This window comes from Pseudomonas sp. FSL W7-0098, assembly GCF_005930585.1.
GTDB lineage: Bacteria > Pseudomonadota > Gammaproteobacteria > Pseudomonadales > Pseudomonadaceae > Aquipseudomonas > Aquipseudomonas bubulae.
This window is the reverse complement of sequence record NZ_RXHW01000017.1, coordinates 12,586-38,991: the sequence shown is the minus strand read 5'-3', so window position 1 is coordinate 38,991 and position 26,406 is coordinate 12,586. Positions and strand designations below refer to the sequence as shown.

Genomic DNA, 26,406 nt, shown 5'->3' with positions numbered 1-26,406 from the left:
TCAGACATCCAGTAAGGTGCGAGCAATACCTTGCAGTTTACGGGTCAGCGGCCCCACCGGCCAGCTAAGGTCTGCAAAAGCGCGCACCGGCCAAATGCCATATACGCTGTTGCAGAGAAAGAGTTCATCGGCCTGTTGCAACTGCGCAAGGCTGATATCGGTAACATGGCAAGGGATGCCCAGGCGCCCGGCCTCGGCCAGCAGTGCAGCCCGCATCACGCCAGCCACACCGCAGCGGCGCAGGTCGGCAGTCAGCAAAACGCCGTCACGCACAATAAACAGATTGCTGAACACACCTTCAATCACCCGCCCCGAGGTATCGCGCATCAAGCCCTCGGCACAGGCCGGGTCTTGCCATTCGGAGCGCGCAATGACCTGTTCGAGTCGATTGAGGTGTTTGAGCCCGGCCAATAGCGGTTGCTCGGCCAGACGGGTGGCACAGTCGAACAGCCGGACACCCTGCAGCGCGTGCGCTTCAGGCCAGGCAGCCGCCGGGCTGGCTTGCAGAATTCTTCGAGGCATGGCCCCGGGGGATATACCATAACCGCGCCGGCTGTCGCCGCGGGTCAGGATGAGCTTGAGGACGCCCTCGCCCATCGCGCGGGCGTAAGCCAGCAATTCGCTGCGGATCAGTGATTGATCCGCAACAATCGCCAGCCGGGAACACCCTTGCGCCAGGCGCTGCAGGTGCAGCTCCAGCAGCAACGGCGTGCCAGCCTTGACGGCGATGGTCTCGAACAGTCCATCGCCATAGGCCAGCCCACGGTCTTTAAGCGACGCCAGGGCGCTCGCCGGTTGACCGTCGACCCAGCTTTGCATTACTCGGCGTACCGGCGGAACACCAGCGAGCCGTTGGTGCCACCAAAACCGAACGAGTTGGACAGCACCACATCGATCGGCATTTCGCGCGGCGTGTGCGGCACGAAATCCAGGTCGCAGCCTTCATCAGGCTCGTCGAGGTTGATGGTCGGCGGCGCAATCTGGCTGTTGATGGCCAGTACGCTGAAAATCGCCTCGACTGCACCGGCGGCACCCAACAGGTGACCGGTCATGGACTTGGTCGAACTCACGGCCAGGTTGTAGGCGTGATCGCCGAACACCGACTTGATCGCCGAAACTTCTGCCAGGTCACCGGCAGGCGTCGAGGTGCCGTGGGCGTTGATGTACTGCACCTGATCAGGGTTGACCCGGGCATCACGCAAGGCATTGGTGATGCAGCGTGCCGCACCCGCACCGTCAGCCGGAGGCGAGGTCATGTGGAAAGCGTCACCGCTCATACCAAAACCGATCAGCTCGGCGTAGATGGTCGCGCCACGCGCCTTGGCATGCTCGAGCTCTTCGAGCACCAGCGCGCCGGCACCGTCGGACAGCACAAAACCGTCACGGCCCTTGTCCCACGGACGGCTGGCCCGGGTCGGGTCGTCGTTGCGGGTCGACAGCGCACGGGAAGCACCAAAGCCGCCCATGCCCAGACCGCAAGCAGCCATTTCTGCGCCACCTGCAATCATCACATCGGCTTCGCCGTAGGCAATGTTGCGCGCCGCCATGCCAATACAGTGCGTACCGGTGGTACAGGCTGTGGCGATGGCGTAGTTAGGCCCCTGTGTACCCAGGTGGATAGACAGAAAGCCGGAAATCATGTTGATGATCGAGCCCGGCACAAAAAACGGAGAAATCCGTCGCGGGCCTTGCTCGTGCAGGGTACGGCTGGTTTCTTCGATATTGGTCAGACCGCCAATACCCGAACCCATTGCCACACCGATGCGCTCACGATTGGCGTCGGTAACTTCCAGGCCGGAATTGCGCACAGCCTGAAACCCGGCTGCCAGACCGTATTGAATAAACAGGTCAAGTTTTCGGGCTTCTTTGACGGAGAGGTAGTCCTCAACGTTAAAGCCCTGTACCGAGCCGCCAAAACGGGTGGAATAGGCAGAAAGATCCGTGTGTTCGATCAGACCAATGCCACTACGGCCTGCCAGAATGCCTTGCCAGGTGCTCGGAACATCCGCACCCAGTGGCGACAACATCCCCATACCGGTGACTACGACGCGTCTACGCGACACAGCACTCTCCTTTATTCTATTGACGACACTTTGCATCACACCTAAAGAAAAAACCGCACGCCAGAGCGGCAGTGCGGTTTTTCCATGACAGCGAGCAACGATTACAAACTATTACGCCTGGTGGCTAGTAACGTAGTCGATTGCTGCTTGTACAGTAGTGATCTTTTCAGCTTCTTCGTCAGGAATCTCAGTCTCGAATTCCTCTTCCAGAGCCATCACAAGCTCAACGGTGTCAAGGGAGTCGGCACCCAGGTCTTCAACGAAGGAAGCGGCATTGGTCACTTCTTCTTCTTTAACGCCCAGTTGCTCGGCAACGATTTTCTTGACGCGCTCTTCGATGGTGCTCATACCTTGTTTTCACTCCTAATGGACAAATTCAGGCAGCTGGCCAGTGGGCAAGTGTATCGAAAGCCTTTTCGGTTTTTCAACTGAAAGCTTTGCACTCACCCCGCAACAACCGGCCACCTATAAAAAGATTGCAGCTTTATAACGGATTTTAGACAGCTCGTATGACATTTTTTTGAAGCAATCCGTCACATTTAACTCATGTACATCCCGCCGTTGACCGGAATTGTAGCCCCGGTCACGTAGGCTGCACCGTCGGATGCCAGGAAAGCGACCACGTTTGCGATCTCTTGAGCCTGGCCCAGACGGCCCAGCGGAATCTGCGTCTGCAAGGCTTCGCGCTGTGCTTCTGGCAGCTCACGGGTCATATCGGTGTCGATAAAACCTGGAGCGACCGAGTTGACAGTGATCGAGCGAGAGCCCACTTCACGTGCCAGAGCACGACCGAAACCTTCAAGGCCTGCCTTGGCGGCGGCGTAGTTTACTTGGCCAGCGTTGCCCATGGCACCCACAACAGAGCCAATATTGATAATTCGTCCCCAACGGGCCTTGGTCATGCCGCGCAAAACACCTTTGGACAGGCGATACAGACTGTTCAGGTTGGTGTCGATGACATCATGCCATTCGTCATCTTTCATGCGCATCATCAGGTTATCACGGGTGATACCGGCATTATTGACCAGGATCGCCGGCGCGCCGAACTGCTCCTGAATGCTCGCCAGTACCGCAGCAACCGATTCATTGCTGGTCACGTTGAGTTCCATGCCAGTGCCCTGAACACCGTTTTCTTTCAGGGTGGCAGCGATGCGCTCGGCACCGGATGCGGAAGTCGCCGTACCAATGACAATGGCGCCCTGACGACCCAACTCCAACGCGATAGCCTGGCCAATGCCACGGCTTGCGCCTGTTACCAGTGCAACTTTACCTTGCAAGCTCATGCAGGCTTCTCCTGATTCAGACCAGAGCCAAGCGCGCAGCGGCGAAGGCATCCGGGGTATTCAAATTGTGAGTGGTAACGCCTTCGGCACAGCGCTTGCTGATGCCCACCAGGACCTTGCCCGGCCCGCATTCGACCAGGTCAACCGGGCCATCGGCCGCCAGGGCCTGAACCGATTCAACCCAGCGCACAGGCTTGTACAGCTGCTCAAGCAAATCGCGCTTGAGGGTTGGCAAATCGGCTGCCACCGCGGCGCTGACATTCTGCACCAGGGCAATGGCCGGCATTTTCCAGTCGATCGCTTCAATGGACTCGGCAAAACGCTCGGCAGCTGGACGCATCAGTTCGCAGTGCGACGGTACGCTTACCGGCAACGGCAAGGCACGCTTGGCGCCCTTGGCCTTGCACAGTTCCATGGCGCGCTCGACAGCGGCCTTGGCCCCGGCAATCACGACCTGACCCGGCGAGTTGAAGTTGACCGCGCTGACCACTTCGCCTTGCGCAGCTTCAGCACAGGCAGCCAGTACATCGGCATCTTCCAGACCCAGGATCGCCGCCATGGCGCCCTGCCCGGCCGGTACGGCCTCTTGCATCAACTGACCACGACGCTCGACCAGCTTGACCGCCTCGGCCAGGGTCAGGCATTCGGCGGCCACCAGCGCGCTGTACTCGCCCAGGCTGTGGCCGGCAACGAAGTCAGGACGCTTGCCGCCTTCAGCCAGCCACAGACGCCAAAGGGCAATCGAGGCCGCAAGGATGGCAGGCTGGGTGATATCAGTCTGGTTCAGCTTCTCGGCAGGACCTTCCTGGGTCAGCGCCCACAGGTCGTAACCCAGGGCGTCAGACGCTTCTTTAAATGTTTCCAGGACCAGCGGATGTGCCGCGCCCAGCTCGGCCAACATGCCGAGGGACTGCGAACCCTGCCCTGGAAAGACGAATGCGAGGGATGTAGACATGTAACAAGCCCCTAATGATCTTGTCGTCGGAGAATTGACGTCCTGCCGTGGCGGACGCAAGAAACTGACAGTTGGATGGCTGATTGGACCGGGCGGTCACATTTAAGCGCCCGACCGCTAAAACGCCTACGGCAACAACCCTTCAAGGCGCCCATACAAACGCTTTGGCAGGTCTTCATGGATTTCAATCAGCGCACGTTCAATTGCACTTTGAAAGCCCTGAGCACCTGCCGAACCGTGACTCTTGACCACAATGCCCTGCAAGCCGAGAAAGCTCGCACCATTATGCCGCGCCGGCGCCAGATCCGCCTGCAAGCGCCGCATCAACGGCAATGCCAGCACGCCCACGAAGCGACTGAACAGGTTGCGCCTGAACACCGCCTCAAGCCGGCTCGAAATCATCGTTGCCAGGCCTTCGCTGGACTTGAGCATGATGTTGCCGACAAACCCGTCACACACCACCACATCAGCTTCGCCCCGATACACCCCGTCGCCTTCGACAAAACCGATGTAGTGCAACCCCGGCGCCGCCTGCAACAATGCCGCCGCCTCCTTGACCTGCTGATTGCCCTTGACGTCCTCGGTACCGATATTGAGCAAGGCGACCCGCGGACGAGGCACACCAAGCGCCTGCGCCGCCACCGAGCCCATCACCGCAAACTGGAACAACTGACTGGCCGTGCAATCGACATTCGCCCCCAGATCCAGCAACTGACAGTAGCCGGTCTGGGTCGGAACTGCCGCCACCATCGCTGGACGGTCGATGCCCGGCAAGGTCTTGAGCACATGCCGGGACAAGGCCATCAGCGCCCCCGTGTTACCGGAACTGACACAAGCTTGCACCTTGCCATCACGGAGCAACTCCAGAGCAACGCGCATGGACGAGTCCGGCTTGCTGCGCAGGGCATGGGAAGGCCGCTCATTCATGGCAATGACTTCTGAAGCCGGGACAATAGACAGGCGCGAGCGATCCACAGCCGAATGGCCAGCGATCAGGGATTCAAGTAGGGAAGGTTGACCAACGAGGGTCAGATGCAGCGAGGGAGTAGCAGACAGGCAGGCAATACAGGCCTGAACAATGCTGCGGGGACCGAAGTCCCCGCCCATTGCGTCGATCGCGATGACCTGAGCGGACAAGTGATTACTCGTCAGCGCCCTTGTCGATCACTTTACGACCACGGTATACGCCTTCTGGCGATACGTGGTGACGCAGGTGAATTTCACCGGTGGTTTTTTCTACAGACAGAGTGCTAGCCGAAAGAGCATCGTGCGAACGACGCATGTCACGGGCAGAGCGGGATTTTTTGTTCTGCTGAACAGCCATAATTGATTAACTCCTAAACGTTTGGGTCACGCTTTAACTGCGCCAATACACTGAACGGGTTGGACCGCGTTACCTCGTCCTCGCCTGGTTCGGGCTCATCGAGACCCGCCGGCTGCTGGCATTCTTCCGGATGATGAGCAGGCACAATGGGCAAGGCGAGCAAAAGCTCCTCCTCGATCAGTGCATGCAGATCCAATGGATCTTCGCCCAGTTCCAGCACGTCATAACCTTTCGGTAACGACTGGGTATTCGCACCCTCTTTCACCACGGCGTAACTGCATTCGCTGTGGATCGGCAGGGTGACCAGCTCAAGACAACGCTGGCAAACCATCTTGACCTCGACGTCGATGGAGCTGTGTATTACCACAGATCTACGTTCGTCGCGCTCAAAAACAAATTTAGCCTGGACCGTACCGACATCGTCGGAAAGCGGATCGCAGAGTCTCTCCAAATCAGCCAGCAACACTTCACCTTGAAGGGTAGTGCCACGATCAGCCAATTTGCGCGGGTCAACGTGAGGTGGAATCGGGTCATTCAACATAGGCGCAGCATTCTAGGGAGGACCCCTTCACGTGTCAAAGGAAATTGTGTCTGTGCGACATTGCGTACGAGCATTAGAATCGTCAACTGCCTACAGGAGTCGCGCATGCTACCTTTATTACTCGCTTCAAGCTCGGTTTATCGCCGCGATTTATTGTCTCGCCTGCGTCTGCCCTTCACGTGCAGCTCGCCGGATATCGACGAAGGCCATCATCAAGGCGAGACCGCCATCGAACTGGTCAAGCGCCTGTCACTGGAAAAAGCCCGCGCGCTGGCTGCCAGCCATCCGAATCATCTGATTATCGGCTCGGACCAGGTTGCCGTACTCGACGGACGGATCATCGGCAAACCCCACACTTACGAAAAAGCGCACCAGCAATTGACCACGGCAAGCGGTGCCAGCGTCAGCTTCCTGACCGGCCTGACCCTGCTCAACAGCCAGACCGGCCATTATCAGACCGATTGCGTGCCGTTTACCGTACACATGCGCAGCCTGAGCGCAGAGCAGATCGAGCGTTATCTGCGCGCCGAGCAGCCCTACGACTGCGCAGGCAGCTTTAAAGCCGAAGGGCTTGGCGTGAGCCTGTTTCAGCGCACCGAAGGCGATGACGCCACCAGCCTGGTCGGCCTGCCACTGATCCGACTGGTGGACATGCTGCTTGCCGAGGGCATACACCTGCCATGAATAAGCCGGGCAATCTGTAGCAGCTGCCGAGGAACGAAGGCTGCGTTCGGCAGCTGCTACGCGACATAGAGCCTCTAAACTTTTTGCCAGCCATAAAAAAACCGGCCCTCTTTCAGGCCGGCTTGTTTGAAGCACTCAACAATCAGCGCAGCGTCGGCCCCTGAAAGCCCATCCACATGGCCAATTGCTCAGCCACGCTGGCACCGAGCTTTTTCGAGAAGCGGTCGAAAGCCGATTCCTGCACCGTGAAGTCCACCAGCTCCTTGGCGCCGATCACGTCACGGGCAACCGAACTGGTATTGCCCAGCCCGTCAATCAACCCCAGCGGCAGCGCCTGCTGCCCCGTCCAGACCAGGCCCGAGAACAGCTCCGGGTGCTCCTTGTCTTTCAGGCGATCGCCACGCCCCTGCTTGACGCTGTCAATGAACTGCTGGTGCGTCACATTCAACACACCCTGCCAGAACTTGGTCTCATCCGGCTTTTCCGGCTCAAACGGATCCAGGAACGCCTTGTGGTCGCCCGACGTGTAAGCACGACGCTGAATACCCAGCTTGTCCATCGCACCGACGAAACCGAAGCCTGCCGCCGTCACGCCAATCGACCCGACGAGACTGGCCTTGTCGGCGTAGATCTCATCAGCAGCACTGGCAATGTAATAAGCCCCGGATGCCCCCAGATCGGAAATCACCGCATACACCTTGGTATCGGGATGCAGCCCACGCAGGCGACGGATTTCATCGTAGACATAACCCGACTGCACAGGACTGCCGCCCGGGCTGTTGATGCGCAGCACCACCCCCTTGACCCGCGGATCGTCAAACGCAGCCTGCAGGCTGGTGACCAGATTGTCGGCACTGGCCGGCTCCTTATCGGCAATCGGACCACGCACATCGATCAGCGCGGTGTAGCTGGAACCGCCGACAGCGCTGCGCTCCATACTCACCAACGGGGTAAACAGCAACAACACCGCAATCAGGTAGCAGAACATCAACACCTTGAAGAAAATGCCCCAGCGCCGCGAGCGGCGCTGCTCCTGAATGCCCGCCAACAGGGTTTTTTCCAGCAACTGCCAGCTTTTGTCACCACCGACAGTGTTTTCAGCCGCAGAGGGCGCCTTCCATTGATCGACCATGCACTACCCCAGCAAAGATCTTAATTAGCCTGGCGATCAAGCCAGGCACGCAACTCGGGAAAACTGTCAATTGCCAACCGGGGCTCGAACGTCAGCAAGCGCTCCATCGATTGAGCACCATAGCCTACCGCAACCGAGTCGATACCCGCATTGCGCGCCATCAGCAAATCAAAGGACGCATCACCCACCATCAACGCCTGCTGCGGACACACATCGCAATGAGCCAGGATCTGATTGAGCATCAACGGATCAGGCTTGCTGGCGGTCTCGTCTGCAGCACGGGTGATATCGAAGAAATCCTCCCAGCCGTGGGCCTTGAGCACACGATCAAGGCCACGACGGGCCTTGCCCGTGGCCACCGCCAGACGATAGCCCTGGGCACGGAATGCTTCCAGCGATTCCCGGACTCCCGCAAACAACGGCGAAGGCTCGGCATCCATGGCGATATAAATATCGGCATAGTGCTGGCGGAAGGCAATCACCTGCTCCGGGGGCATGTCGGGGTAAAGGGTCAGGATCGCCTCAGGCAACCCCAGACCGATAATCCCCTTGACCGCCTGCGCATCACGTACCGGACGCCCCGCACGTTGCGCCGCACCCTGCATCGCCGTGACAATCCGACCAATGGAATCAGCCAGCGTGCCATCCCAGTCAAAAATGAGCAGCTTGTACTCAGTAAGGGGCACTCAGACGCTCCACGGTTTTGGCCCACATTTCATCGACCGGGGCCTGGAATTTCATTTCAGTCCCATCGGGCATCGGCACGGTCAGCATGTAGGCATGCAGAAACAGGCGCTTGCCGCCCAGGTCGCGGATTTCCTTGGAGAACCCCTCATCACCGTACTTGCTGTCGCCGGCAATGCAATGCCCGGCATGCAGGGTATGCACACGGATCTGGTGAGTACGCCCGGTAATCGGTCGCGCTTCGACCATGGTTGCAAAATCACCAAAGCGGCGCAGCACCTTGAACACAGTGACCGACTCTTTGCCTTCGTCTTCGTTGACTTCAACCATGCGCTCACCCGAACGCAAGTTGCTCTTCATCAGCGGCGCACGCACCTGCTTGATGGACGCCGCCCAGTTGCCACGCACCAGAGCCATATAACGCTTGTCGATACCGTCGCCGCGCAGGGCTTCGTGCAGGTGACGCAGCATGCTGCGTTTTTTGGCAATCATCAGCAGGCCGGACGTGTCACGGTCCAGGCGATGCACCAGCTCCAGCTCCTTAACGTCCGGGCGCATCTGACGAAAGGCTTCAATCACGCCAAAGGTCAGGCCGCTGCCGCCGTGCACGGCGATGCCTGCTGGCTTGTTCAATATAATCAGGGCCTTGTCTTCATAGACAATGGCCGCTTCAAGGCGCAGCAACAAACCCTGAGCCACAGGCACCGGCTCGTCGCGCTCAGGCACGCGAACCGGCGGCACGCGCACGATATCGCCGGCCTGCAGCTTGTACTCGGGCTTGATCCGGCCCTTGTTCACACGCACTTCGCCTTTACGCAAAATGCGGTAAATCAAGGTCTTGGGAACACCCTTGAGCCGAGCAAGAAGGAAGTTGTCGATGCGTTGGCCGGCATATTCCGGCGAGACCTCAAGCAGCTGGACGCTGGGGGTCGGGGGGGTAGTCGTCGTCATGCCGTGAATGATAACAATTTTTTATGGAATTGAAGCACTTAATCATTGCTGCTATAGTCGCGAACGCCGCCAAAAGCGGCCTGGACAGAGGATTAACGGTGAACAACCGGCCCTGACCAACGCTCTTGATCAGGACGCGAGGCCGTCCTACGGGGCTTTTGCTGGATACGCAAGACCTGGAGTTGTAACAAGCGCAGGTGACATGAGGCCTGAAGCGAGCCTGGAAAGCAGAGTGCAAACTCGCCTTTTACGCCGATATTCACGGCCAGTTCACAAAGTGCAGTCAGCCTCGGGAATTTCGAGCGAATGCTTCGGAAACAACGCCTTTATTAGCCATGATGCGTGAACTCCCCTTTGGAGAACACGGTAAATGCCAACCCGCTGCGGATTCTGCGCGCGGCAGCACCCGAATTATCAGGGATACGTGTAGGGTGGAGATGCACAACCGCCGGACTGTGTAGCAATAGGCTTTATCAAGACGCTTCATCTCGTCCACAGCCGCCGGTTGATTCCTCCTCCTGACCAGACTTTTGCTTAAGAGGTGCATTAGCACCACAGCAAGCAGGAAGCGTAAGTCGCGACTTCGCCCCCAAGGGTCGAACCTCGCTGTACACAGGAGTGGCCAACAACTCCTGACGCACCTGACACCGACCATGAGAAGTCGTGTGTGCCGAACGCCGTTTCCGGTAGCCCGGAAACCGACGGTACAACATGAAAAGAATGCTGATTAACGCAACTCAACCTGAAGAGTTGCGCGTTGCACTGGTAGATGGCCAACGCCTCTACGACCTGGACATCGAGTCGGGTGCTCGCGAGCAGAAGAAAGCCAACATCTATAAAGGCCGTATTACTCGCATCGAACCAAGCCTTGAGGCTGCCTTTGTCGATTTCGGCTCCGAGCGCCACGGCTTCCTGCCCCTCAAAGAAATCTCCCGCGAGTACTTCAAGAAAGCCCCTGAAGGCCGCGTCAACATCAAGGACGTCCTGAGCGAAGGCCAGGAAGTCATCGTGCAGGTCGAAAAAGAAGAACGCGGCAACAAGGGCGCAGCCCTGACCACGTTTATCAGCCTCGCCGGCCGCTACCTGGTCCTGATGCCAAACAACCCGCGTGCAGGCGGTATCTCCCGCCGCATCGAAGGTGAAGAGCGCAACGAACTGCGTGAAGCGCTGAACGGCCTGATCGCTCCTGCCGACATGGGCCTGATCGTTCGCACTGCCGGCCTTGGCCGCAGCAGTGAAGAAATGCAGTGGGACCTCGATTACCTGCTGCAACTGTGGACCGCCATCAAAGAAGCCTCGCTGGATCGCGCCGCACCCTTCCTGATCTACCAGGAAAGCAACGTGATCATCCGCGCCATCCGCGACTACCTGCGCCAGGACATCGGCGAAGTGCTGATCGACAGCGTTGAAGCCCAGGACGAAGCCCTGACCTTTATCCGCCAGGTGATGCCGCAGTACGCCAGCAAAATCAAACTCTACGAAGACAGCGTTCCGCTGTTCAACCGTTTCCAGATCGAAAGCCAGATCGAGACCGCTTTCCAGCGCGTCGTTGAACTGCCTTCCGGCGGCTCCATCGTTATCGACCCGACCGAAGCCCTGGTGTCCATCGACATCAACTCGGCCCGCGCCACCAAAGGCAGCGATATCGAAGAAACCGCACTGCAAACCAACCTTGAAGCGGCGGAAGAAATCGCCCGCCAGTTGCGCCTGCGCGACATCGGCGGCCTGATCGTCATCGACTTCATCGACATGACCCCGGCCAAAAACCAGCGCGCCGTGGAAGAAAAAGTCCGCGAATGCCTGGAAGCCGACCGCGCCCGCGTACAAGTGGGTCGTATCTCGCGCTTCGGCCTGCTGGAAATGTCCCGTCAGCGTCTGCGCCCATCCCTGGGTGAAAGCAGCGGCATCGTTTGCCCGCGCTGCAACGGCACCGGCATCATCCGTGATGTTGAATCGCTGTCGCTGGCGATCCTGCGCCTGATCGAAGAAGAAGCCCTGAAGGACCGCACTGCCGAAGTCCGCGCCCAGGTGCCAATCCCGGTTGCAGCGTTCCTGCTCAACGAAAAACGCAACTCGATCACCAAGATCGAACTGCGTACCCGTGCCCGCATCGTCATACTGCCGAACGACCACCTCGAAACGCCGCACTTCGAAGTTCAGCGCCTGCGTGATGACAGCCCGGAAGCCCACACCAACCAGTCCAGCTATGAAATCGCTGCCGCTGCCGCTGAAGTGGAAGAAGTTCAACCGGCTGCTGCCACCCGCACCCTGGTTCGCCAGGAAGCCGCCGTTAAAACAGCACCGCCACGCACCTCGGCACCGGTTCCGACCGAAGCCGCTGCTGCTGCCGCACCTGCTCCTGCACCGGCGGCCACCATCGCCGAGCCAAGCCTGTTCAAGGGCCTGGTCAAGTCGCTGGTAAGCCTGTTTGCCTCCAAGGAAGAGCCTGCAGCACCGACCGTAGTTGAGAAGCCGGCAACCCCTGAGCGCCCTGCACGCAACGAAGAACGTCGCAACGGTCGCCAGCAGAGCCGTAACCGCAACGGTCGTCGTGACGAAGAACGTAAACCGCGCGAAGAGCGTGCTCCACGTGAAGAGCGTGCCGCTCGCGAACCACGCGAAGAGCGCAGCCCTCGCGAAGAAACTCCGGTTGTGGCTCAAGCCCCTCGCGAAGAGCGCGCACCGCGTCCACCGCGCGAAGAACGTGCGCCGCGTGCACCACGTGAAGACCGCAAGCCGCGTGGCGAACGCGAAGAGCGCGTACGTGAACTGCGCGAGCCTCTGGATGCAGCACCAGCCGTAGCCGCTGTGGCCGCTACCACTGCTGTAGCTGAAGAGCGCCCAGCCCGTCAGCCGCGTGAAGAGCGCCAGCCGCGCGCACCTCGCGAAGAACGTGCGCCACGCGAAGAGCAGGTTGTAGCTGCCGCTGAAGACGAAGAAGTGCTGAACGGTGAAGAGCAGTCCCAGGACGAGACCCAGGACAACGCCGAAGGCGATCGTCCACGTCGTCGCTCCCGTGGCCAGCGTCGTCGCAGCAACCGCCGCGAGCGTCAGCGTGACGCCAACGGCAACGTGATTGAAGGCTCGGAAGAGAACAGCGAAGAAGGCAACAGCCAGAACGCTCCTGCAACCACCTCTGAAGCAGCCGTCGTGGCCGTGACTGAAACCGTTGCCAGCCAGGTCGTCAGCGCTCCTGCTGAAGCCCAGGCGCACCAGCAGGCAGAACGCGCAACAGAAGTGGCCCAGGAATCGGCCCCGGTTGAAACCGTGGCCGTCGTTGAAGCTGACAAGGAAATTGTGGCTGTCGAAACACCTGCGGCCCAGGCCCCAGCTGTTGAAACCGCTGGCGAAGCAGCAACCAAAGTAGAAGCAGTCGCTGCCCAGGCACCGACCACTGAAACGCCTGTTGTTGAAACTCCAGTAGTAGAAGCACCGGTAGCAGAAGCGCCAACAGTAGAAGCAGTGACGCCGATCGAAGCCGTCAAGGCGCCTGAAGTTGAAGTTGCACCAGCTCAAGAAGCACAGCCTGAAGTCCAGGCCGTTGCCCAGCCGGTTGCAGCGACTCCAGAGCCAGTGGTTGAAGCCGTGGTGGAAGCACCAGCGGTCGAAACTCCGGTTATCGAAAAAGCACCGCATGCCCGCGAAGCCCGCGTTGTGCGCGCGCCAGTAGCAGAGCCTGCCGTTACTGAAGCCGTAGCAGAGCCTGTTGCCGCACCTGAAGTGGTAACCGTTGAAGCCGCGGTCGAAACGATAGTAGCCGTAGAGCCGGCCCCCGTTGAGACTGTTGTGACAACTGAAGTGGTTGAGGTAGTGGTTGCAGCAACTCCGGTTGTCAGCGCCCCAAGCAACGGTCGCGCACCTAACGACCCGCGTGAAGTACGTCGTCGCAAGCGTGAAGAGGCAGCTGCTGCAGCGGCCGCTCAGGCAACTGCGCATGAAGGCGTAGCCCAGGAAAAGGCACACGAGGATAAACCCCTCGCCTAATTCCAAAGGCCATTAAAAAGCCCCGCCAGTTCTGAACTGGCGGGGCTTTTTTTATGCCTGTGAGGTAAATCAAAAAGGCCAGAACGAGCGACGACCTCTCTCCAGCTCACCGCGACATTGGCCAAGCTGTGCACCATAGGTTTTGGACTGCTGCTCGACTTTACGCGCCACCTGCATCAACCAGGGTTTGGCGCGATAGGTATTGCGACTGTAACCCCCCCTGCCCTCGTGATACGCCAGGTACTGGTTATAGGTATCCCACTTGGAGATCCCCAATTGCCGCTGGGTACCCGCGGTGTACCAACCGATAAACATGATGGCGTCAGCGAAATTGTCGCGCGACCCGGAACTGCCCATGCTGTTTTCAAAGTCACGCCATGCCGGAGGCTGAGCCTGTGCATAGCCGTAGGACGGGCTGACCCGGCCCCACGGGATGACCCACAAAAGGTAAGCACGAGGCGGAAGCGCATCGGCAACGAAGCTGCTTTCCTGCTTCATGATTGCCATCGCAACATGCACAGGCGTGCCCCAGCGCTCCTGCATCGCTACCGAGTCTTTGTACCAGGCCGGATATTGCCTATAGATACTGCACAGGTTGTTTTGATCTTTGGGCGGAGCAGTGACACAACCGGTCAACGTCACCAGTGCCAACGCCAGCGCCCCTGCCGGTATGTGCTTCATTGATAGTCCAGACCGCTAATACAGGTTGGGCTCCATCTCCAGCTGCACCGCAAAGCGCTGCTCGATATCTGCCTGAATACGCTGCGCAAGGGCCAGCAACTGCAAACCGGTAGCCGACCCATAGTTGACCAGCACCAACGACTGCAGGCGATGCACTCCGGCATCCGCCTCACGAAAGCCCTTCCAGCCTGCAGTTTCGATCAGCCAGCCCGCCGCCAGCTTTACCTGGCCATCGGCTTGTGGGTAACCAATCAGGCCGGGGTGGGCCAATTTCAATTCCGCCGCCAGGCTTGCCGATACCAGCGGATTCTTGAAGAAGCTGCCGGCATTGCCCAACACCGCAGGGTCAGGCAGTTTTTCGCTGCGGATACTGCAGATAGCCCGACTTACATCACAGGCCGTCGGCTGCTCAATGCCCTGCTCGGCCAGGCGCTGACGCACAGGGCCGTACTCCAGATGCAGATGCATGGCCCTGCTCAGGGCAAAGCGCACACGCAAAATCAACCAGCGCCCGGCCTGCTGCTTGAACAGACTGTCACGATAGGCAAAGTTGCATTCGGCCAGACTGAACTCACGCAACTCGCCGGTTTGCCGGTCGAGCGCTGTAAGGCCTGCGAATACATCCTTGATCTCGACCCCATAGGCGCCGATATTCTGCATCGGCGCGGCACCCACGGTGCCAGGGATCAGGCTGAGGTTTTCCAGGCCCGACAAGCCCTGCTCAAGGGTCCACAGCACGAAGGCATGCCAGACCTCCCCCGCTTCAGCCTCCACCACTACCCGCTCGCCATCATCTTCCAGCAAGCGGATACCGCGACTGGCCATGCGCAAAACCAGAGCTGGCACATCGCCGGTCAACAGCAGGTTGCTGCCGCCGCCAATCACCAGCAACGGCAACTTGTGCTCAGCCGCACACAGCAAGGCCTGGCGCACATCATCATCGTTGTGCGCCTGGGCAAACAGGCTGGCCTTCACATCAACACCAAAGCTATTGAAGGGCTTGAGCGACGCATTGACCTGCATGTCCAAACTCATGACTCCAGCAAACGCCGAACGCGCTCAAGATCTTCCACGGTATCTACCCCGGCAGGTGGAGCTTCAAGCACATCGGCCACGTGAATACGCACACCATGCCACAGCGCCCGCAGTTGCTCGAGGCGCTCGGTGTTTTCGAGCCAGCAAGGCCCCCAGCTGACGAAGTCATGCAGGAAGCCCGCTCGATAGGCGTAGATGCCGATATGTCGACGGTAAGGCACGCCTGCTGGCAGTGCGTCCGGGTGCAGTGCAAAGTCATCCCGCGCCCAGGGCAACGTGGCCCGGCTGAAGGTCAGCGCCAGCCCGTTGATATCACTGACCACCTTGACCACATTGGGATTGAACAGCGTCTCGACATCATCAATAGGCTCGGCCAGGGTCGCCATGCTCGCCTCGCCATGGGCCGCCAGGTTGAGCGCAACCTGATCGATCACCTGTGGCGGGATCATCGGCTCATCGCCCTGCACGTTAACCACGATGGCATCGCTGGCCAGACCCAGTTGCGTAGCCACTTCGGCCAGGCGATCAGTGCCGGATTCATGGTCGGCACGGGTCAGCAGCACCTCGGCGCCGAACGCCTTGCAGGCCTCGACAATACGCATATCGTCAGTGGCAACGACCACACGTTGCGCGCTGCTTTTGCAGGCCTGCTCCCAGACATGCTGGACCATCGGCTTGCCGGCGATCATTTGCAGCGGCTTGCCCGGTAAACGGGTCGAGGCATAGCGCGACGGGATAACGACGGTAAAAACCGGGATCATTTATCCAGACGCTCTTCGGCAGTGAGGGTGCGGGCTTCGGTTTCGAGCATTACCGGAATGCCATCACGGATCGGGTAAGCCAGGCCTGCGCCCTTGCTGATCAGCTCGGTCTTGTCGGCGCTGAGCTTGAGCGGGCCTTTGCAAACAGGGCAGGCGAGGATATCGAGCAGCTTGGTGTCCATAAATGTTCCCCTTGAGATGAGTTAGGGTAAAAGACGATCAGGTAAAAGACGCAGCAATTGTTGGTCAAACCACAACACAAAGGCCTCGGAAGGCACTGCATCAACAGCCAGATACCACCAGTCGGATGACGCGAAGTCACGGCACTTCACCGCGTCCTTTTCGGTCATGACCACGGGTAATGATGGCGAGAAATTCAATATTTCGGCGCTATAAGGCGCGTGATCAGCAAACGCATGAGCAATTGGCCGCCAGTGTAGCGTTTCAAGGGTGGTGAAGAAACGCTGCGGGTTGCCGATACCGGCGACCGCATGCAGAGCCTGCTGCGCAGGAAAAAAGTCCAGCGCCTTGCGCTCCCCACTCACCAGATTCACCAGTGCGGTGGGTTGCAACGCAAAGGCAAAACCGCCCTGCGGGTCGCTGGCAGCGCCGTTATAGAGCACCGCGTCAACGCTCTGCAGGCGCTCGACCGGTTCGCGCAGCGGCCCGGCAGGCAGGCAACGGCCATTACCCAGGCCTCTGGCATTGTCGATCAACACCAGCTCCAGATCCCGCGCCATACGGTAGTGCTGCAACCCGTCATCCGACAGGATCAGGTCCAGCGGCTCGCTGGCCAGTAGCGCCTTGATCGCCCGACTGCGGTCGGGATCGATCATCAGGGGCACACCGGTGCGCTGCACGATCAGCAAAGGTTCATCCCCCGCCTGCACAGCACTTTGCTCGGCGCGTACACGCCACGGCAGTTGCGGCGGGGTCGCGCCATAGCCGCGACTGACCACGCCAACGCGCAGTCCCTGGCGCTGACAGTGCTCTATCAGCCACAGGATTAATGGCGTTTTGCCGGTGCCGCCGACCGTGATGTTCCCCACCACGATCAACGGCACCGGCGGGCGATAGATCTCGCCCTCACCGGCGACAAAACGTGCCCGCTTGCGCTCAACCACCCGTCGGTAGAGGCATTCGAGTGGTCGCAACAGGGTCAGCAGCGGATGCCCGGCATACCAGGCACGCAGTAAACGATCGGACATGGCCATCAGGGAGTCGTCTGCGCCTCAACCGTGGTCATGCGCAAATGGCTAAAGCCGAGCTTGCCGGCCGCGTCCATCGCGGTGATGACCGCCTGATGTTGCGTTTTGCCATCGGCGCTGATCGACAGCGGCAAACGGGTATCGCCACCGGACTCTTTCTGCAGGGCCTCCATCAGGCTGGCCAGATCATTCTTGGGCAACAACTGGTTATTCACCGAGAAAACCCCGTCTGCGCTGATGGCGATATCCAGTTGCTTGCCATTCTGCTCATCGCTGGGTGAACCGCTGACAGCCTCCGGCAGATCGACGCGCAACTGGGTTTCGCGGGTGAAGGTGGTGGTCACGACAAAAAACAGCAACAGGATAAACACCACGTCAATCAATGACGCGAGGTTGATATCAACTGTTTCCCGTGGCTTGCGGCGAAATTTCACGCTTTACTCCCGACCATATCGACTTCACGGTCGCCCTGAACCACTTCAACCAGCTTGATTGCCTCCTGCTCCATGCCAACCACCAGGTCGTCAACACGACGCTGCAGGAAACGATGGAAGAATACGGCCGGGATACCCACCATCAGGCCTGCGGCCGTGGTGATCAGCGCCTTGGAAATACCACCCGCCAGCACCGCAGCATTGGAGGTCATTCCCGAGCCCATGAACGAGCTGAAAATATCGATCATGCCCAGCACCGTACCCAGCAGCCCCAGCAAGGGTGCCATTGCGGCAATGGTGCCCAGGGTATTGAGGTAGCGCTCAAGCTCATGAATAACGCGCGCGGCGGCCTCTTCAATGCACTCTTTCATGATTTCGCGACCATGACGGGAGTTGGCCAGGCCCGCGGCAAGAATCTCACCCAGAGGCGAATCGGCACGCAATTGCTTGAGTTTTTCCTTGTCCATTTGCTTGTCTTTGATCCAGACCCAGACCTGACCGAGCAGATGCTCCGGGGTCACGCGACTGGCACGCAGGGTCCACAGACGCTCGACAATAATGCCCAGCGCGGCAACAGAGCTCAGAATGATCGGCAACATCATCCAGCCGCCGGATTTGACCAGTTCCCACACAGTGACAATCCCCTCGAAAAAGTGTGCCACTCTACCACAGGGGCAGCGTCAATCGCGCCAGAACCGGCGTTGGTCGCGCATGCTTTCAGCCTTGCCCGACGCCCCCAGGCGAAACTTCACCGCACCCTGCTCGGCGCTGTCCAGTACCTGCACCCCCAGCGCCAGATACCGGGCCATCACCTGTGGATGGGGATGACCGAAGCTATTGCCATGCCCCCGGGAGATCAGCACGATTTCAGGCGCCAGGGCCTTGAGAAACACCATCGACGACGAGGTCTTGCTGCCGTGATGAGGAGCCTGCAACCAGCGGGTAGGCACGCCCAGCGGGCTTTGCAGCAAGGCACGCTCGGCCCTGGCATCGATATCCCCGGTCAGCAGCAACCGCTCATCACCGGCCTGCACCTGCAACACGCAGGACTTTTGATTACTGTCGCTGGCCCCCGCCCACTGCCAGAGTGAAAAACTCACACCATCCCATTCCCAAGTTTCCCCACTGACACAGGGTTGCGCCCGCAACGGCTCCGCCAGCCCCGGCACATCGCCGCTAATCACCCGTTTCACGCTGACGCCCCGCTGCACCGCCAGCGCCCCACCGGCATGATCCGAATCGGCGTGACTGAGCAGCATCAAATCCAGCTCGGCCACCCCCAATGAACGCAAAACCGGCACCACCACCCGCTCGCCCTGATCCAGATTCCCTGACTTGGGGCCTGCGTCGTACAACAGAGTGTGATTGCGGGTACGCAAGGCAATCGCCAGACCCTGACCAACATCCAGCTGCAGCACCTCGACCTGACCGCGGGGGATCTGTTCACGGGGCGCAAACAGCGCCAGCAGCACCAGCGGCCAACCCAGCGGCCGCAAGACCATCCCCGCAGGCAACAACAGGATCAGCACTCCGGCCGCACTCAACAGCCAAATGTAAATCGGCACGGATACGGGCAACCACGGCGTAAACACATCGGCCAGCAGGCTCAAGCCCTGGACCAACCCATCGATCAGGCCACCTGACAGCCACAGCAGGTTTTCCCCCAGCCAGGGCACAGACAACAGCAAGGTCCCCAGCAAAGCTGTTGGCAGCACTGCCAGGCTGATCCAGGGGACGGCTATCAGATTGGCCAGCGGCCCGGTCAGGCTGATGGGCAGATCGAGTATCCACAGCATCGGGAACAAGCCCAGGGCGATCAGGCCGTGAGGGCGCAACCACATGGCCCGCCACCCCCACGCCCCCAAGCGGCCACTGAAGGTAAAGAGAAGCACCGCCACGGCGCTGAATGACAACCAGAACCCAGCCCGTAAACTCGCCAGCGGCTCGACGATCAGCACGGCATTGAGCGCCAGCAAAAAAGGCAGCCACACGCCCAGTTGCCGAAACCACAAACGCCATGCCAGCACCAGTCCGAGCATCATGCACGCGCGCTGCACCGGCACTTCAAAGCCCGCCAGCACGCCGTAACCCGTGGCGCCAATAAACGCCAGGGCACAAGCCCAGGGTAGCCACGGCAAACGACGTGGCCACAGCCCATAACGCGCCAGCAAGGCGATAAATCCATAGATCAAACCGGCAAACAGGCCAATATGCTGGCCCGAGATCACCAGCAGATGCACCGTGCCGGTCGCTTGCAACAACGTCCAGTCATCGCGACTCAGACCCGATCCATCACCCAGTACCAGCGCCGCCAACCACGAAGCCCGGCCCTGGGCATCAATGCGCAGCAGACGCTGACGCAAGCCGTCACGCCAGGCGTGACTGGCAGCCTCCTGTAAATGCCCCTGCTTGACCGTACCGGTCGCACCGATGCGCTGCGCCAGTAACCAGGCCTCAAAATCAAACCCCTGAGGATTGAGCAAGCCTTTGGGTTTCTTGAGTTTGACCGCCAGCCGCCAGCGCTCGCCGCTGTTCACCGCAGGGCCGCCATACCAGCTCAGCCTGATAGTCGCGGGCAAAGCACCGTGGCGCGACTTTGCCCCCTGCAATTCAAAGCGGACGGATGTTCCAGACTGCTGCGGCAAGCCGATCACACGCCCCTCGACCCAGAGCGTACGCCCGTCGAATGAGTCAGCCAGACGGTTATCCAGTGCCCTTTGCCCCTGAAAGCAGGCCCAGCACAGCGCAAGCACATAAAGCCCCACCGGCCAGCCCCTGCAGGCCAATAGCAACCCCCCCGCCGTCACCATCAGCAGCAACCACCCGGCAGACGGTAAACCAGGTAAAAACCGCAGCGTGATCAGGCCCGCTGCCAGCGCAAACATCCCTGTGTACATGCCTATACTCAACTTATCCCTTTGACTCGGATTAGCTGGAATCCCGGGGCCGCGCTTAAGAAATTGTCACAAAGTCTAAATAGGCATCCTGTCGAATTTGGGCATACTGCCCCCTTGACCTAGGGAGAGGCCCATGCCACGGCGTTTGATCAAACGTTTCATGCCAGATCCGGCCCTGATCAGGGAACACAAGTCCTTACGATTTTTGGGCACCTTGCTCCATGATCCCAACCTCTGGCACCTCAACCGTCACTCCGTGGCCCGGGCAATGGCGGTGGGCATTTTCGCGGCCTTTATACCCATGCCGTTCCAGATGCTTCTGGCGGCCTTTCTGGCAATAAGGGTTCGCAGCAATATGCCGATCTCCGTGGGCCTGGTATGGCTGACCAACCCCATCACCATGCCCCCGGTGTTTTATTGCACCTACCAGCTGGGCGCCTGGCTGATGAACGTGCCGGCGCGCACCCTGCCCGACGAACTGACCTGGGAATGGATCAGCGGCCAGCTCTCTACTGTGTGGCAGCCATTCTTGCTGGGCTCGGTGGTCTGCGGCGTGGTGCTCGGCGCATTGGCCTATTGCCTGACCATGCTCTATTGGCGCTGGTGGGTCAGCCATAAATGGAAAGCCCGCAAAAACAGGCACCCATAAAGAAGGCCCCGAACAGGGGCCTTTTTTTATCCGCATGTCACAACAACTACTGACGCATCCCGCGCCCGCTGACCAGCAGCCTGGCGCAGCCGAAGTAGAGCACGATGGTCGCCACCACCATAAAGGTCAGCGCGACACTGATCTTTATGTCCGAAACGCCCAGGATGCCGTAGCGAAAGGCGTTGACCATATGCAGCACCGGGTTGGCCAGCGACACGCTCTGCCAGAACGGCGGCAGCAGGGTGATGGAGTAGAAAACCCCGCCCAGATACGTCAGCGGCGTCAGTACGAAGGTCGGAATAATCGAAATATCGTCGAAATTGCGTGCAAAAACGGCGTTGATAAACCCCAGCAACGAGAAAATCGTAGCGGTCAGCACCACCACCACAATGGTCAGGCCCAGGTGATGCACCTGCAGATGGGTAAAGAACAGCGACAGCAGGGTCACGATCAGGCCCACGATCAGGCCGCGCAAGATCCCGCCCACGGTAAAACCGATCAGGATCGTATGGGGCGACACCGGCGAGACCATCAGCTCTTCAATCGAACGCTGGAACTTGGCGCCAAAGAAGCTCGACACCACGTTACCGTAGGAGTTGGTGATCACCGACATCATGATCAGACCCGGCACAATGTACTCCATATAGGTGAAGCCACCCATATCGCCGATTTGCCGACCAATCAGGTTACCGAAGATCACAAAGTACAAAACCATGGTGATCGCAGGTGGCAGCAGGGTTTGCGGCCAGATCCGCATAAAGCGGCGGACCTCACGGTAAATAATGGTGTTCAACGCAATCAGGTTGGGACGCAGCTCCGAGCTCATACCGCCACCTTTGCCAGGTTTTTCTCGACCAACGACACAAACAACTCCTCAAGGCGATTGGTTTTGTTGCGCAAGCTCACCACTTCAATATTTTGCGCGGCCAATTGAGTGAACAGACCGGTAATGCCCACCACCTTGTCGACCTGGACCTCCAGGGTCGCGGCATCGAGCAACTGGCTCGGGTAGCCGATCAACTGAGGGGCAGCCTGCAGCGGTTGCTTCAAGTCGAGCAAAAAGGTCTCGACATGCAACTGTCCAAGCAGTTGGCGCATGCTGGTGTTTTCGACAATGGTGCCGTGATCGATGATCCCGATATTGCGGCACAGCTGCTCAGCCTCTTCCAGATAGTGGGTGGTGAGGATGATGGTGGTGCCCTGCTCGTTCAGCCCGGTGAGGAAGGACCACATCGAGCGGCGCAGCTCAATGTCGACACCGGCTGTAGGCTCATCGAGGATCAACAGACGCGGCTCATGCACCAAAGCCCGGGCAATCATCAGGCGGCGCTTCATGCCACCGGACAACGAACGCGATGGCGTGTCGCGCTTGTCCCAGAGCCCTAACTGCGTCAGGTATTTTTCGGCTCGTTCCTTGGCGATTTTCGCCGGAATACCGTAGTACCCCGCCTGGGTCACGACGATATCGAAGGTCTTTTCAAACTGGTTGAAGTTGAATTCCTGCGGAACCACACCAATCGAACGCTTGAGGGCTGCGGGATTGCGATCAAGATCATGGCCAAAGATATTCACCGTGCCGCCGGTCTTGTTGACCAGGGTCGAGAGAATGCCGATGGTGGTGGATTTGCCGGCACCGTTAGGGCCCAGCAAGGCAAAAAAGTCACCTTCGGCGACATCCAGATCGATACCACTCAGGGCCTGGAAACCGTTGCCGTAGGTTTTGGTTAGCTGCCGTATGGACAGAGCGGAACTCATATCGGATTACGCACCAAGATGGGGGAAAGGGGATTTGTAAATAAGGGCGAACAGCCTGTAGGACAAGTCCGACAAGACCCTATGGTGCTTGGCCTCGCCGCACAAGTACAGTCGCCCGTATTAATAGTGGCTATTAAGTCAACGCGGTCATGACGGCATTTCGATAGGCCGGACGCTGCTTCAAGCGCTCATACCAGGCACTCAGGTGCGGCAGGGGCGGGCGTTCGATGGGCATTTCAAACCAGGCGTAAATGAAGCTACCCAGCGGGATATCACCCATGCCGATTTCATCACCGGACAAGTAGGGTTTTTCAGCCAGGGCCCGATCGGCCACGGCAAGCAATTCGCCGCTGGCCTTGATTGCGGCGTTGATTGCCACCCAGTCCTGCTGCTCGGCCGGCGTGCGCAAGACACCCCAGAACACCGTGCGAAACACCCCGGCAAAGGAAGTGCTGGTCCAGTCCATCCACTTGTCCGCCTGCGCCCGCACACGTGCATCGGTTGGGTACCATGACGTATCCGAGCCATATCTGGCAGAGAGGTAACGCACGATGGTGTTTGACTCCCACAGCACGAAGCCGTCGTCCTCTTCAATCACAGGCACCTGGCCATTAGGGTTCAACGCCCGGTACTCAGGGCTGTTGACCACCCCAAAGGCGCCGCCCGCCTCTACCCGGCTATACGGCAACGCCAGCTCTTCAACACACCACAACGCCTTGCGCACGTTTGACGAATTCTTGCGACCCCACACTTTCAGCATGATCTGGCTCCTGATTGATAGACGCCGAAGGAGTCTACGCCGGGATGACGAACTCCGTCTCCAGCGCGAGGTCACTATCCCTACAACCCTGATCGAAAGTTGCGACTAAGCTCACAAGGGTGCACGCCCCTGATTTCATGGAGGATTGAATATGCTGTTGTTGTGGATACTGGTTCTGATTGTTGGCATCGCCTATATGGCCCATCGCCGCATCGCCCCCCTGACGATCATTGCCGTGGTCGCGGTGTATTTACTGGCCATGGGGGTTATCGGCCATGTACCTGGCGGGTTGCTGGCAATCCTCTGGCTGCTGCTGGCCGCGCCCACGGCCCTGCTGCTATTGCCCGAACTTCGTCGCAAAATCTTTACCGCCCCCCTGTTCAACTGGTTCCAGAAGACCCTGCCGCCGATGTCGCAAACCGAACGCGATGCCATTGATGCCGGCACCGTGTGGTGGGACGGCCAGTTGTTTAGTGGCCGCCCCGACTGGAACCAGCTGCTGGCCTACCCCAAGGCCCGGCTGACCGAAGAAGAACAGGCATTTATTGACGGCCCCACCGAAGAGTTGTGCGCAATGGTCAGCGACTGGGAAATCGGCCAGGCCATGGACTTGCCACCGCAGGCCTGGGCGCACATCAAGGAGCATGGCTTCTTCGCCCTGATCATCCCCAAAGCCTACGGCGGTAAAGGGTTCTCGGCCTACGCCCATTCCCAGGTCGCCATGAAACTGGCCACCCGCAGTGGCGATCTGGCTTCCACCGTAATGGTGCCCAATTCCCTGGGCCCCGCTGAACTGCTGCTGCATTACGGTACCGATGAACAACGCGACCACTATCTGCCACGCCTGGCCCGTGGTGATGACATCCCCTGCTTTGCCCTGACCGGGCCACTGGCAGGCTCAGATGCCGGGGCAATGCCCGACACCGGGATCATTTGCAAAGGCCAATGGCAAGGTGAGGAAGTTATCGGCCTGCGCCTGAAATGGGAGAAACGCTATATCACTCTCGGCCCCGTCGCCACGCTGCTGGGCCTGGCGTTCAAGGCCCATGACCCGGACCATCTGCTGGGCGACAAAGAGGACCTGGGCATCAGCCTGGCATTGATCCCAACCGACACCCCCGGCGTCGAGATCGGCCGTCGCCATCTCCCCCTGGGCGCTGCCTTCATGAACGGCCCGAATTCGGGCAAAGATGTGTTTATCCCGCTCGACTACCTGATCGGCGGCCAGGAAATGCTCGGCAAAGGCTGGATGATGCTGATGAATTGCCTGTCGGTGGGACGGTCGATTTCGTTGCCGGCAGTGGGCACCGGCGCGGCCAAGTTCACCAGCCTGGTGACCGGCCAATATGCTCAGGTACGCGAACAGTTCAATGTGCCACTGGCCGCCTTCGAGGGCATTCAGGAGGCGCTGGCGCGTATCGGCGGCAATGCCTGGCTGATGGACAGCGCCCGCATGCTGACCGCCAACGCGGTGGATCTGGGGGAAAAACCCTCGGTTCTTTCGGCCATTCTCAAGTACCACCTTACCGAACGCGGCCGCGAGTGCATCAGCCATGCGATGGACGTGCACGGTGGCAAAGGCATCATCATGGGCCCCAACAACTACCTGGGGCGTAACTGGCAAGGGGCTCCGATCTTCATCACTGTAGAGGGCGCAAATATCCTGTCGCGCAACCTGATGATCTTTGGTCAGGGCGCCATCCGTTGCCATCCCTTTGTGCTGAAGGAAATGGCCTTGGCCGGACGGGAAGATAAAGATCAAGCCATGCTGGAGTTTGACGCCCTGCTGCTCAAACACATTGGTTTTGCCATCAGCAACGCTTCCAGCACGCTGGTGTTGAACCTGGGCATTGGCCGTTTCGAAGCTGCGCCCGGCAACCCGTTGAGCCAGGGTTACTTCCGGGCCCTGAACCGTCAGGCGGCGGCGTTCGCCCTGCTCGCGGACCTGAGCATGATGCTGCTGGGCGGTGAGCTCAAGCGCCGCGAGCGCTTGTCTGCGCGCCTGGGCGATGTGCTGAGCCATTTGTATCTGGCGTCGGCCGCACTCAAGCGTTATCACGACCTCGACTCGCCGCAATACCTTGATCCGCTGTTCAAATGGGCTATGGAAGAAAGCCTGGGCCACGCTGAGCGCGCACTGGATGAACTGTTGAAAAACTTCCCGAGCCGAACGCTGGGCTTTCTGTTGCGCGGCGTTGTATTTCCGTTTGGGCGCCGGCATACCGGTCCGTCGGACGCACTGGATGCCGAGGTCGCTGCAGTATTGGGCCGCGCCAAAGGGGATCCGGCACTTGAAGCCGTGCTCGCTGGCTGCTACCGCCCGCAATCGCCGGATGACGCTGTGGGCGCCCTGCAACATGCCAGCAACCTGCTGAGCGAAGCGCGCCCCCTGCACAAAAAACTCCACGAAGCGCTGAAAAGTGGCCAGGTAAAACCCGCAGCTGGAGAACCGTCCATCGATGCCGCGCTGCAAGCCGGGGTACTGCAACCGGCCGAAGCTGAAACCTTGCGCACCGCCGAAGCCGCACGACGCAAGGTCATCGACGTGGATGACTTCAGCAAGGAAGAACTCAGCCACACAGAAGGAAAGATTCGATAACAGGACAGCGAGCGCGATGAGCTTTA

Annotated in this window: 26 protein-coding genes; 4 read left to right on the top strand and 22 right to left on the bottom strand. The window is 59.4% G+C overall.

Annotated features, from left to right (window positions below):
• From pabC to FHL07_RS23010, 8 genes are all read right to left on the bottom strand, one after another.
• Positions 1–819 carry an aminodeoxychorismate lyase gene (gene pabC / locus FHL07_RS23045; RefSeq protein ID WP_138738948.1) on the bottom strand — a complete coding sequence of 273 codons (819 nt, stop codon included), beginning with the start codon at positions 817–819 and terminating at the stop codon, positions 1–3.
• Positions 819–2,063, bottom strand: a complete 1,245-nt coding sequence (fabF, locus tag FHL07_RS23040) for a beta-ketoacyl-ACP synthase II (RefSeq protein ID WP_029611296.1) — start codon at positions 2,061–2,063, stop codon at positions 819–821. The genes pabC and fabF overlap by 1 nt, the downstream gene beginning before the upstream one ends.
• A gap of 111 nt (positions 2,064–2,174) precedes the next feature.
• Positions 2,175–2,411 carry an acyl carrier protein gene (gene acpP, locus FHL07_RS23035; RefSeq protein ID WP_016779952.1) on the bottom strand — a complete coding sequence of 79 codons (237 nt, stop codon included), beginning with the start codon at positions 2,409–2,411 and terminating at the stop codon, positions 2,175–2,177.
• Positions 2,412–2,602: 191 nt separating this feature from the next.
• On the bottom strand, positions 2,603–3,346 hold the full coding sequence (gene fabG / locus FHL07_RS23030) for a 3-oxoacyl-ACP reductase FabG (RefSeq protein ID WP_016779951.1): 744 nt from the start codon (positions 3,344–3,346) through the stop codon (positions 2,603–2,605).
• A 16-nt stretch (positions 3,347–3,362) separates the two neighbouring features.
• A complete protein-coding gene (gene fabD, locus FHL07_RS23025; protein WP_095019641.1) occupies positions 3,363–4,301 on the bottom strand; it encodes an ACP S-malonyltransferase in 939 nt (312 codons plus the stop codon).
• A 126-nt stretch (positions 4,302–4,427) separates the two neighbouring features.
• On the bottom strand, positions 4,428–5,438 hold the full coding sequence (gene plsX / locus FHL07_RS23020; RefSeq protein WP_095003155.1) for a phosphate acyltransferase PlsX: 1,011 nt from the start codon (positions 5,436–5,438) through the stop codon (positions 4,428–4,430).
• A 4-nt stretch (positions 5,439–5,442) separates the two neighbouring features.
• On the bottom strand, positions 5,443–5,625 hold the full coding sequence (gene rpmF / locus FHL07_RS23015; RefSeq protein WP_003442519.1) for a 50S ribosomal protein L32: 183 nt from the start codon (positions 5,623–5,625) through the stop codon (positions 5,443–5,445).
• A gap of 13 nt (positions 5,626–5,638) precedes the next feature.
• On the bottom strand, positions 5,639–6,166 hold the full coding sequence (locus FHL07_RS23010) for a YceD family protein (protein ID WP_016779948.1): 528 nt from the start codon (positions 6,164–6,166) through the stop codon (positions 5,639–5,641).
• Between the two features lie 105 nt (positions 6,167–6,271).
• On the opposite strand from FHL07_RS23010, the gene FHL07_RS23005 reads away from it, so the two are divergent.
• Positions 6,272–6,850 carry a Maf family protein gene (locus FHL07_RS23005; protein WP_095019640.1) on the top strand — a complete coding sequence of 193 codons (579 nt, stop codon included), beginning with the start codon at positions 6,272–6,274 and terminating at the stop codon, positions 6,848–6,850.
• A 142-nt stretch (positions 6,851–6,992) separates the two neighbouring features.
• Here FHL07_RS23005 and FHL07_RS23000 read toward each other — a convergent pair whose 3' ends face one another.
• Genes FHL07_RS23000 through rluC form a run of 3 tightly spaced genes read right to left on the bottom strand, consistent with a single transcriptional unit; the run spans position 6,993 to position 9,617 of the window.
• Positions 6,993–7,982: a S49 family peptidase gene (locus FHL07_RS23000; RefSeq protein WP_095003152.1), complete on the bottom strand. Its 990-nt coding sequence runs from the start codon at positions 7,980–7,982 to the stop codon at positions 6,993–6,995.
• Positions 7,983–8,002: 20 nt separating this feature from the next.
• Positions 8,003–8,668: an HAD-IA family hydrolase gene (locus FHL07_RS22995; RefSeq protein WP_095003151.1), complete on the bottom strand. Its 666-nt coding sequence runs from the start codon at positions 8,666–8,668 to the stop codon at positions 8,003–8,005.
• Positions 8,655–9,617 carry a 23S rRNA pseudouridine(955/2504/2580) synthase RluC gene (gene rluC / locus FHL07_RS22990; protein WP_095003150.1) on the bottom strand — a complete coding sequence of 321 codons (963 nt, stop codon included), beginning with the start codon at positions 9,615–9,617 and terminating at the stop codon, positions 8,655–8,657. The genes FHL07_RS22995 and rluC overlap by 14 nt, the downstream gene beginning before the upstream one ends.
• 720 nt (positions 9,618–10,337) lie before the next feature.
• On the opposite strand from rluC, the gene rne reads away from it, so the two are divergent.
• Positions 10,338–13,601: a ribonuclease E gene (rne, locus tag FHL07_RS22980; protein WP_138738947.1), complete on the top strand. Its 3,264-nt coding sequence runs from the start codon at positions 10,338–10,340 to the stop codon at positions 13,599–13,601.
• 69 nt (positions 13,602–13,670) lie between these two features.
• Here rne and FHL07_RS22975 read toward each other — a convergent pair whose 3' ends face one another.
• Genes FHL07_RS22975 through FHL07_RS22940 form a run of 8 tightly spaced genes read right to left on the bottom strand, consistent with a single transcriptional unit; the run spans position 13,671 to position 20,617 of the window.
• Complete coding sequence (locus FHL07_RS22975) at positions 13,671–14,282, bottom strand: transglycosylase SLT domain-containing protein (RefSeq protein ID WP_169917138.1); 612 nt, start codon at positions 14,280–14,282, stop codon at positions 13,671–13,673.
• Positions 14,283–14,297: 15 nt separating this feature from the next.
• Positions 14,298–15,317 carry a UDP-N-acetylmuramate dehydrogenase gene (gene murB / locus FHL07_RS22970; protein ID WP_095003148.1) on the bottom strand — a complete coding sequence of 340 codons (1,020 nt, stop codon included), beginning with the start codon at positions 15,315–15,317 and terminating at the stop codon, positions 14,298–14,300.
• Complete coding sequence (kdsB, locus tag FHL07_RS22965) at positions 15,314–16,078, bottom strand: 3-deoxy-manno-octulosonate cytidylyltransferase (RefSeq protein ID WP_095019638.1); 765 nt, start codon at positions 16,076–16,078, stop codon at positions 15,314–15,316. Before kdsB ends, murB begins: the two co-directional genes overlap by 4 nt.
• Positions 16,075–16,260, bottom strand: coding sequence for a Trm112 family protein (locus FHL07_RS22960; protein ID WP_086796064.1), 186 nt, complete (start codon positions 16,258–16,260; stop codon positions 16,075–16,077). Before FHL07_RS22960 ends, kdsB begins: the two co-directional genes overlap by 4 nt.
• 21 nt (positions 16,261–16,281) lie before the next feature.
• Positions 16,282–17,292: a tetraacyldisaccharide 4'-kinase gene (lpxK, locus tag FHL07_RS22955; RefSeq protein WP_095039425.1), complete on the bottom strand. Its 1,011-nt coding sequence runs from the start codon at positions 17,290–17,292 to the stop codon at positions 16,282–16,284.
• Entirely contained in the window at positions 17,292–17,720 is a 429-nt protein-coding gene (locus FHL07_RS22950; RefSeq protein WP_095003145.1) for an ExbD/TolR family protein, read from the bottom strand. Before FHL07_RS22950 ends, lpxK begins: the two co-directional genes overlap by 1 nt.
• Positions 17,717–18,352, bottom strand: a complete 636-nt coding sequence (locus FHL07_RS22945; RefSeq protein WP_095003171.1) for a MotA/TolQ/ExbB proton channel family protein — start codon at positions 18,350–18,352, stop codon at positions 17,717–17,719. Before FHL07_RS22945 ends, FHL07_RS22950 begins: the two co-directional genes overlap by 4 nt.
• 48 nt (positions 18,353–18,400) lie before the next feature.
• Positions 18,401–20,617, bottom strand: a complete 2,217-nt coding sequence (locus tag FHL07_RS22940; RefSeq protein ID WP_178084406.1) for a DNA internalization-related competence protein ComEC/Rec2 — start codon at positions 20,615–20,617, stop codon at positions 18,401–18,403.
• A 133-nt stretch (positions 20,618–20,750) separates the two neighbouring features.
• Here FHL07_RS22940 and FHL07_RS22935 point away from each other — a divergent pair, with 133 nt between their 5' ends.
• Entirely contained in the window at positions 20,751–21,266 is a 516-nt protein-coding gene (locus FHL07_RS22935) for a DUF2062 domain-containing protein (RefSeq protein WP_095003143.1), read from the top strand.
• Positions 21,267–21,312: 46 nt separating this feature from the next.
• Here FHL07_RS22935 and FHL07_RS22930 read toward each other — a convergent pair whose 3' ends face one another.
• The 3 genes from FHL07_RS22930 to FHL07_RS22920 form a co-directional block, all read right to left on the bottom strand.
• Positions 21,313–22,092, bottom strand: a complete 780-nt coding sequence (locus FHL07_RS22930; protein ID WP_095003142.1) for an ABC transporter permease — start codon at positions 22,090–22,092, stop codon at positions 21,313–21,315.
• Positions 22,089–23,021 carry an ABC transporter ATP-binding protein gene (locus FHL07_RS22925; RefSeq protein ID WP_095003141.1) on the bottom strand — a complete coding sequence of 311 codons (933 nt, stop codon included), beginning with the start codon at positions 23,019–23,021 and terminating at the stop codon, positions 22,089–22,091. The genes FHL07_RS22930 and FHL07_RS22925 overlap by 4 nt, the downstream gene beginning before the upstream one ends.
• A gap of 133 nt (positions 23,022–23,154) precedes the next feature.
• On the bottom strand, positions 23,155–23,781 hold the full coding sequence (locus FHL07_RS22920; RefSeq protein ID WP_095003140.1) for a glutathione S-transferase: 627 nt from the start codon (positions 23,779–23,781) through the stop codon (positions 23,155–23,157).
• A 151-nt stretch (positions 23,782–23,932) separates the two neighbouring features.
• On the opposite strand from FHL07_RS22920, the gene FHL07_RS22915 reads away from it, so the two are divergent.
• The gene (locus tag FHL07_RS22915; protein WP_138738946.1) at positions 23,933–26,380 is read left to right on the top strand and encodes an acyl-CoA dehydrogenase; all 2,448 of its coding nucleotides are present in this window, start codon (positions 23,933–23,935) and stop codon (positions 26,378–26,380) included.
• Positions 26,381–26,406: the final 26 nt, after the last annotated feature.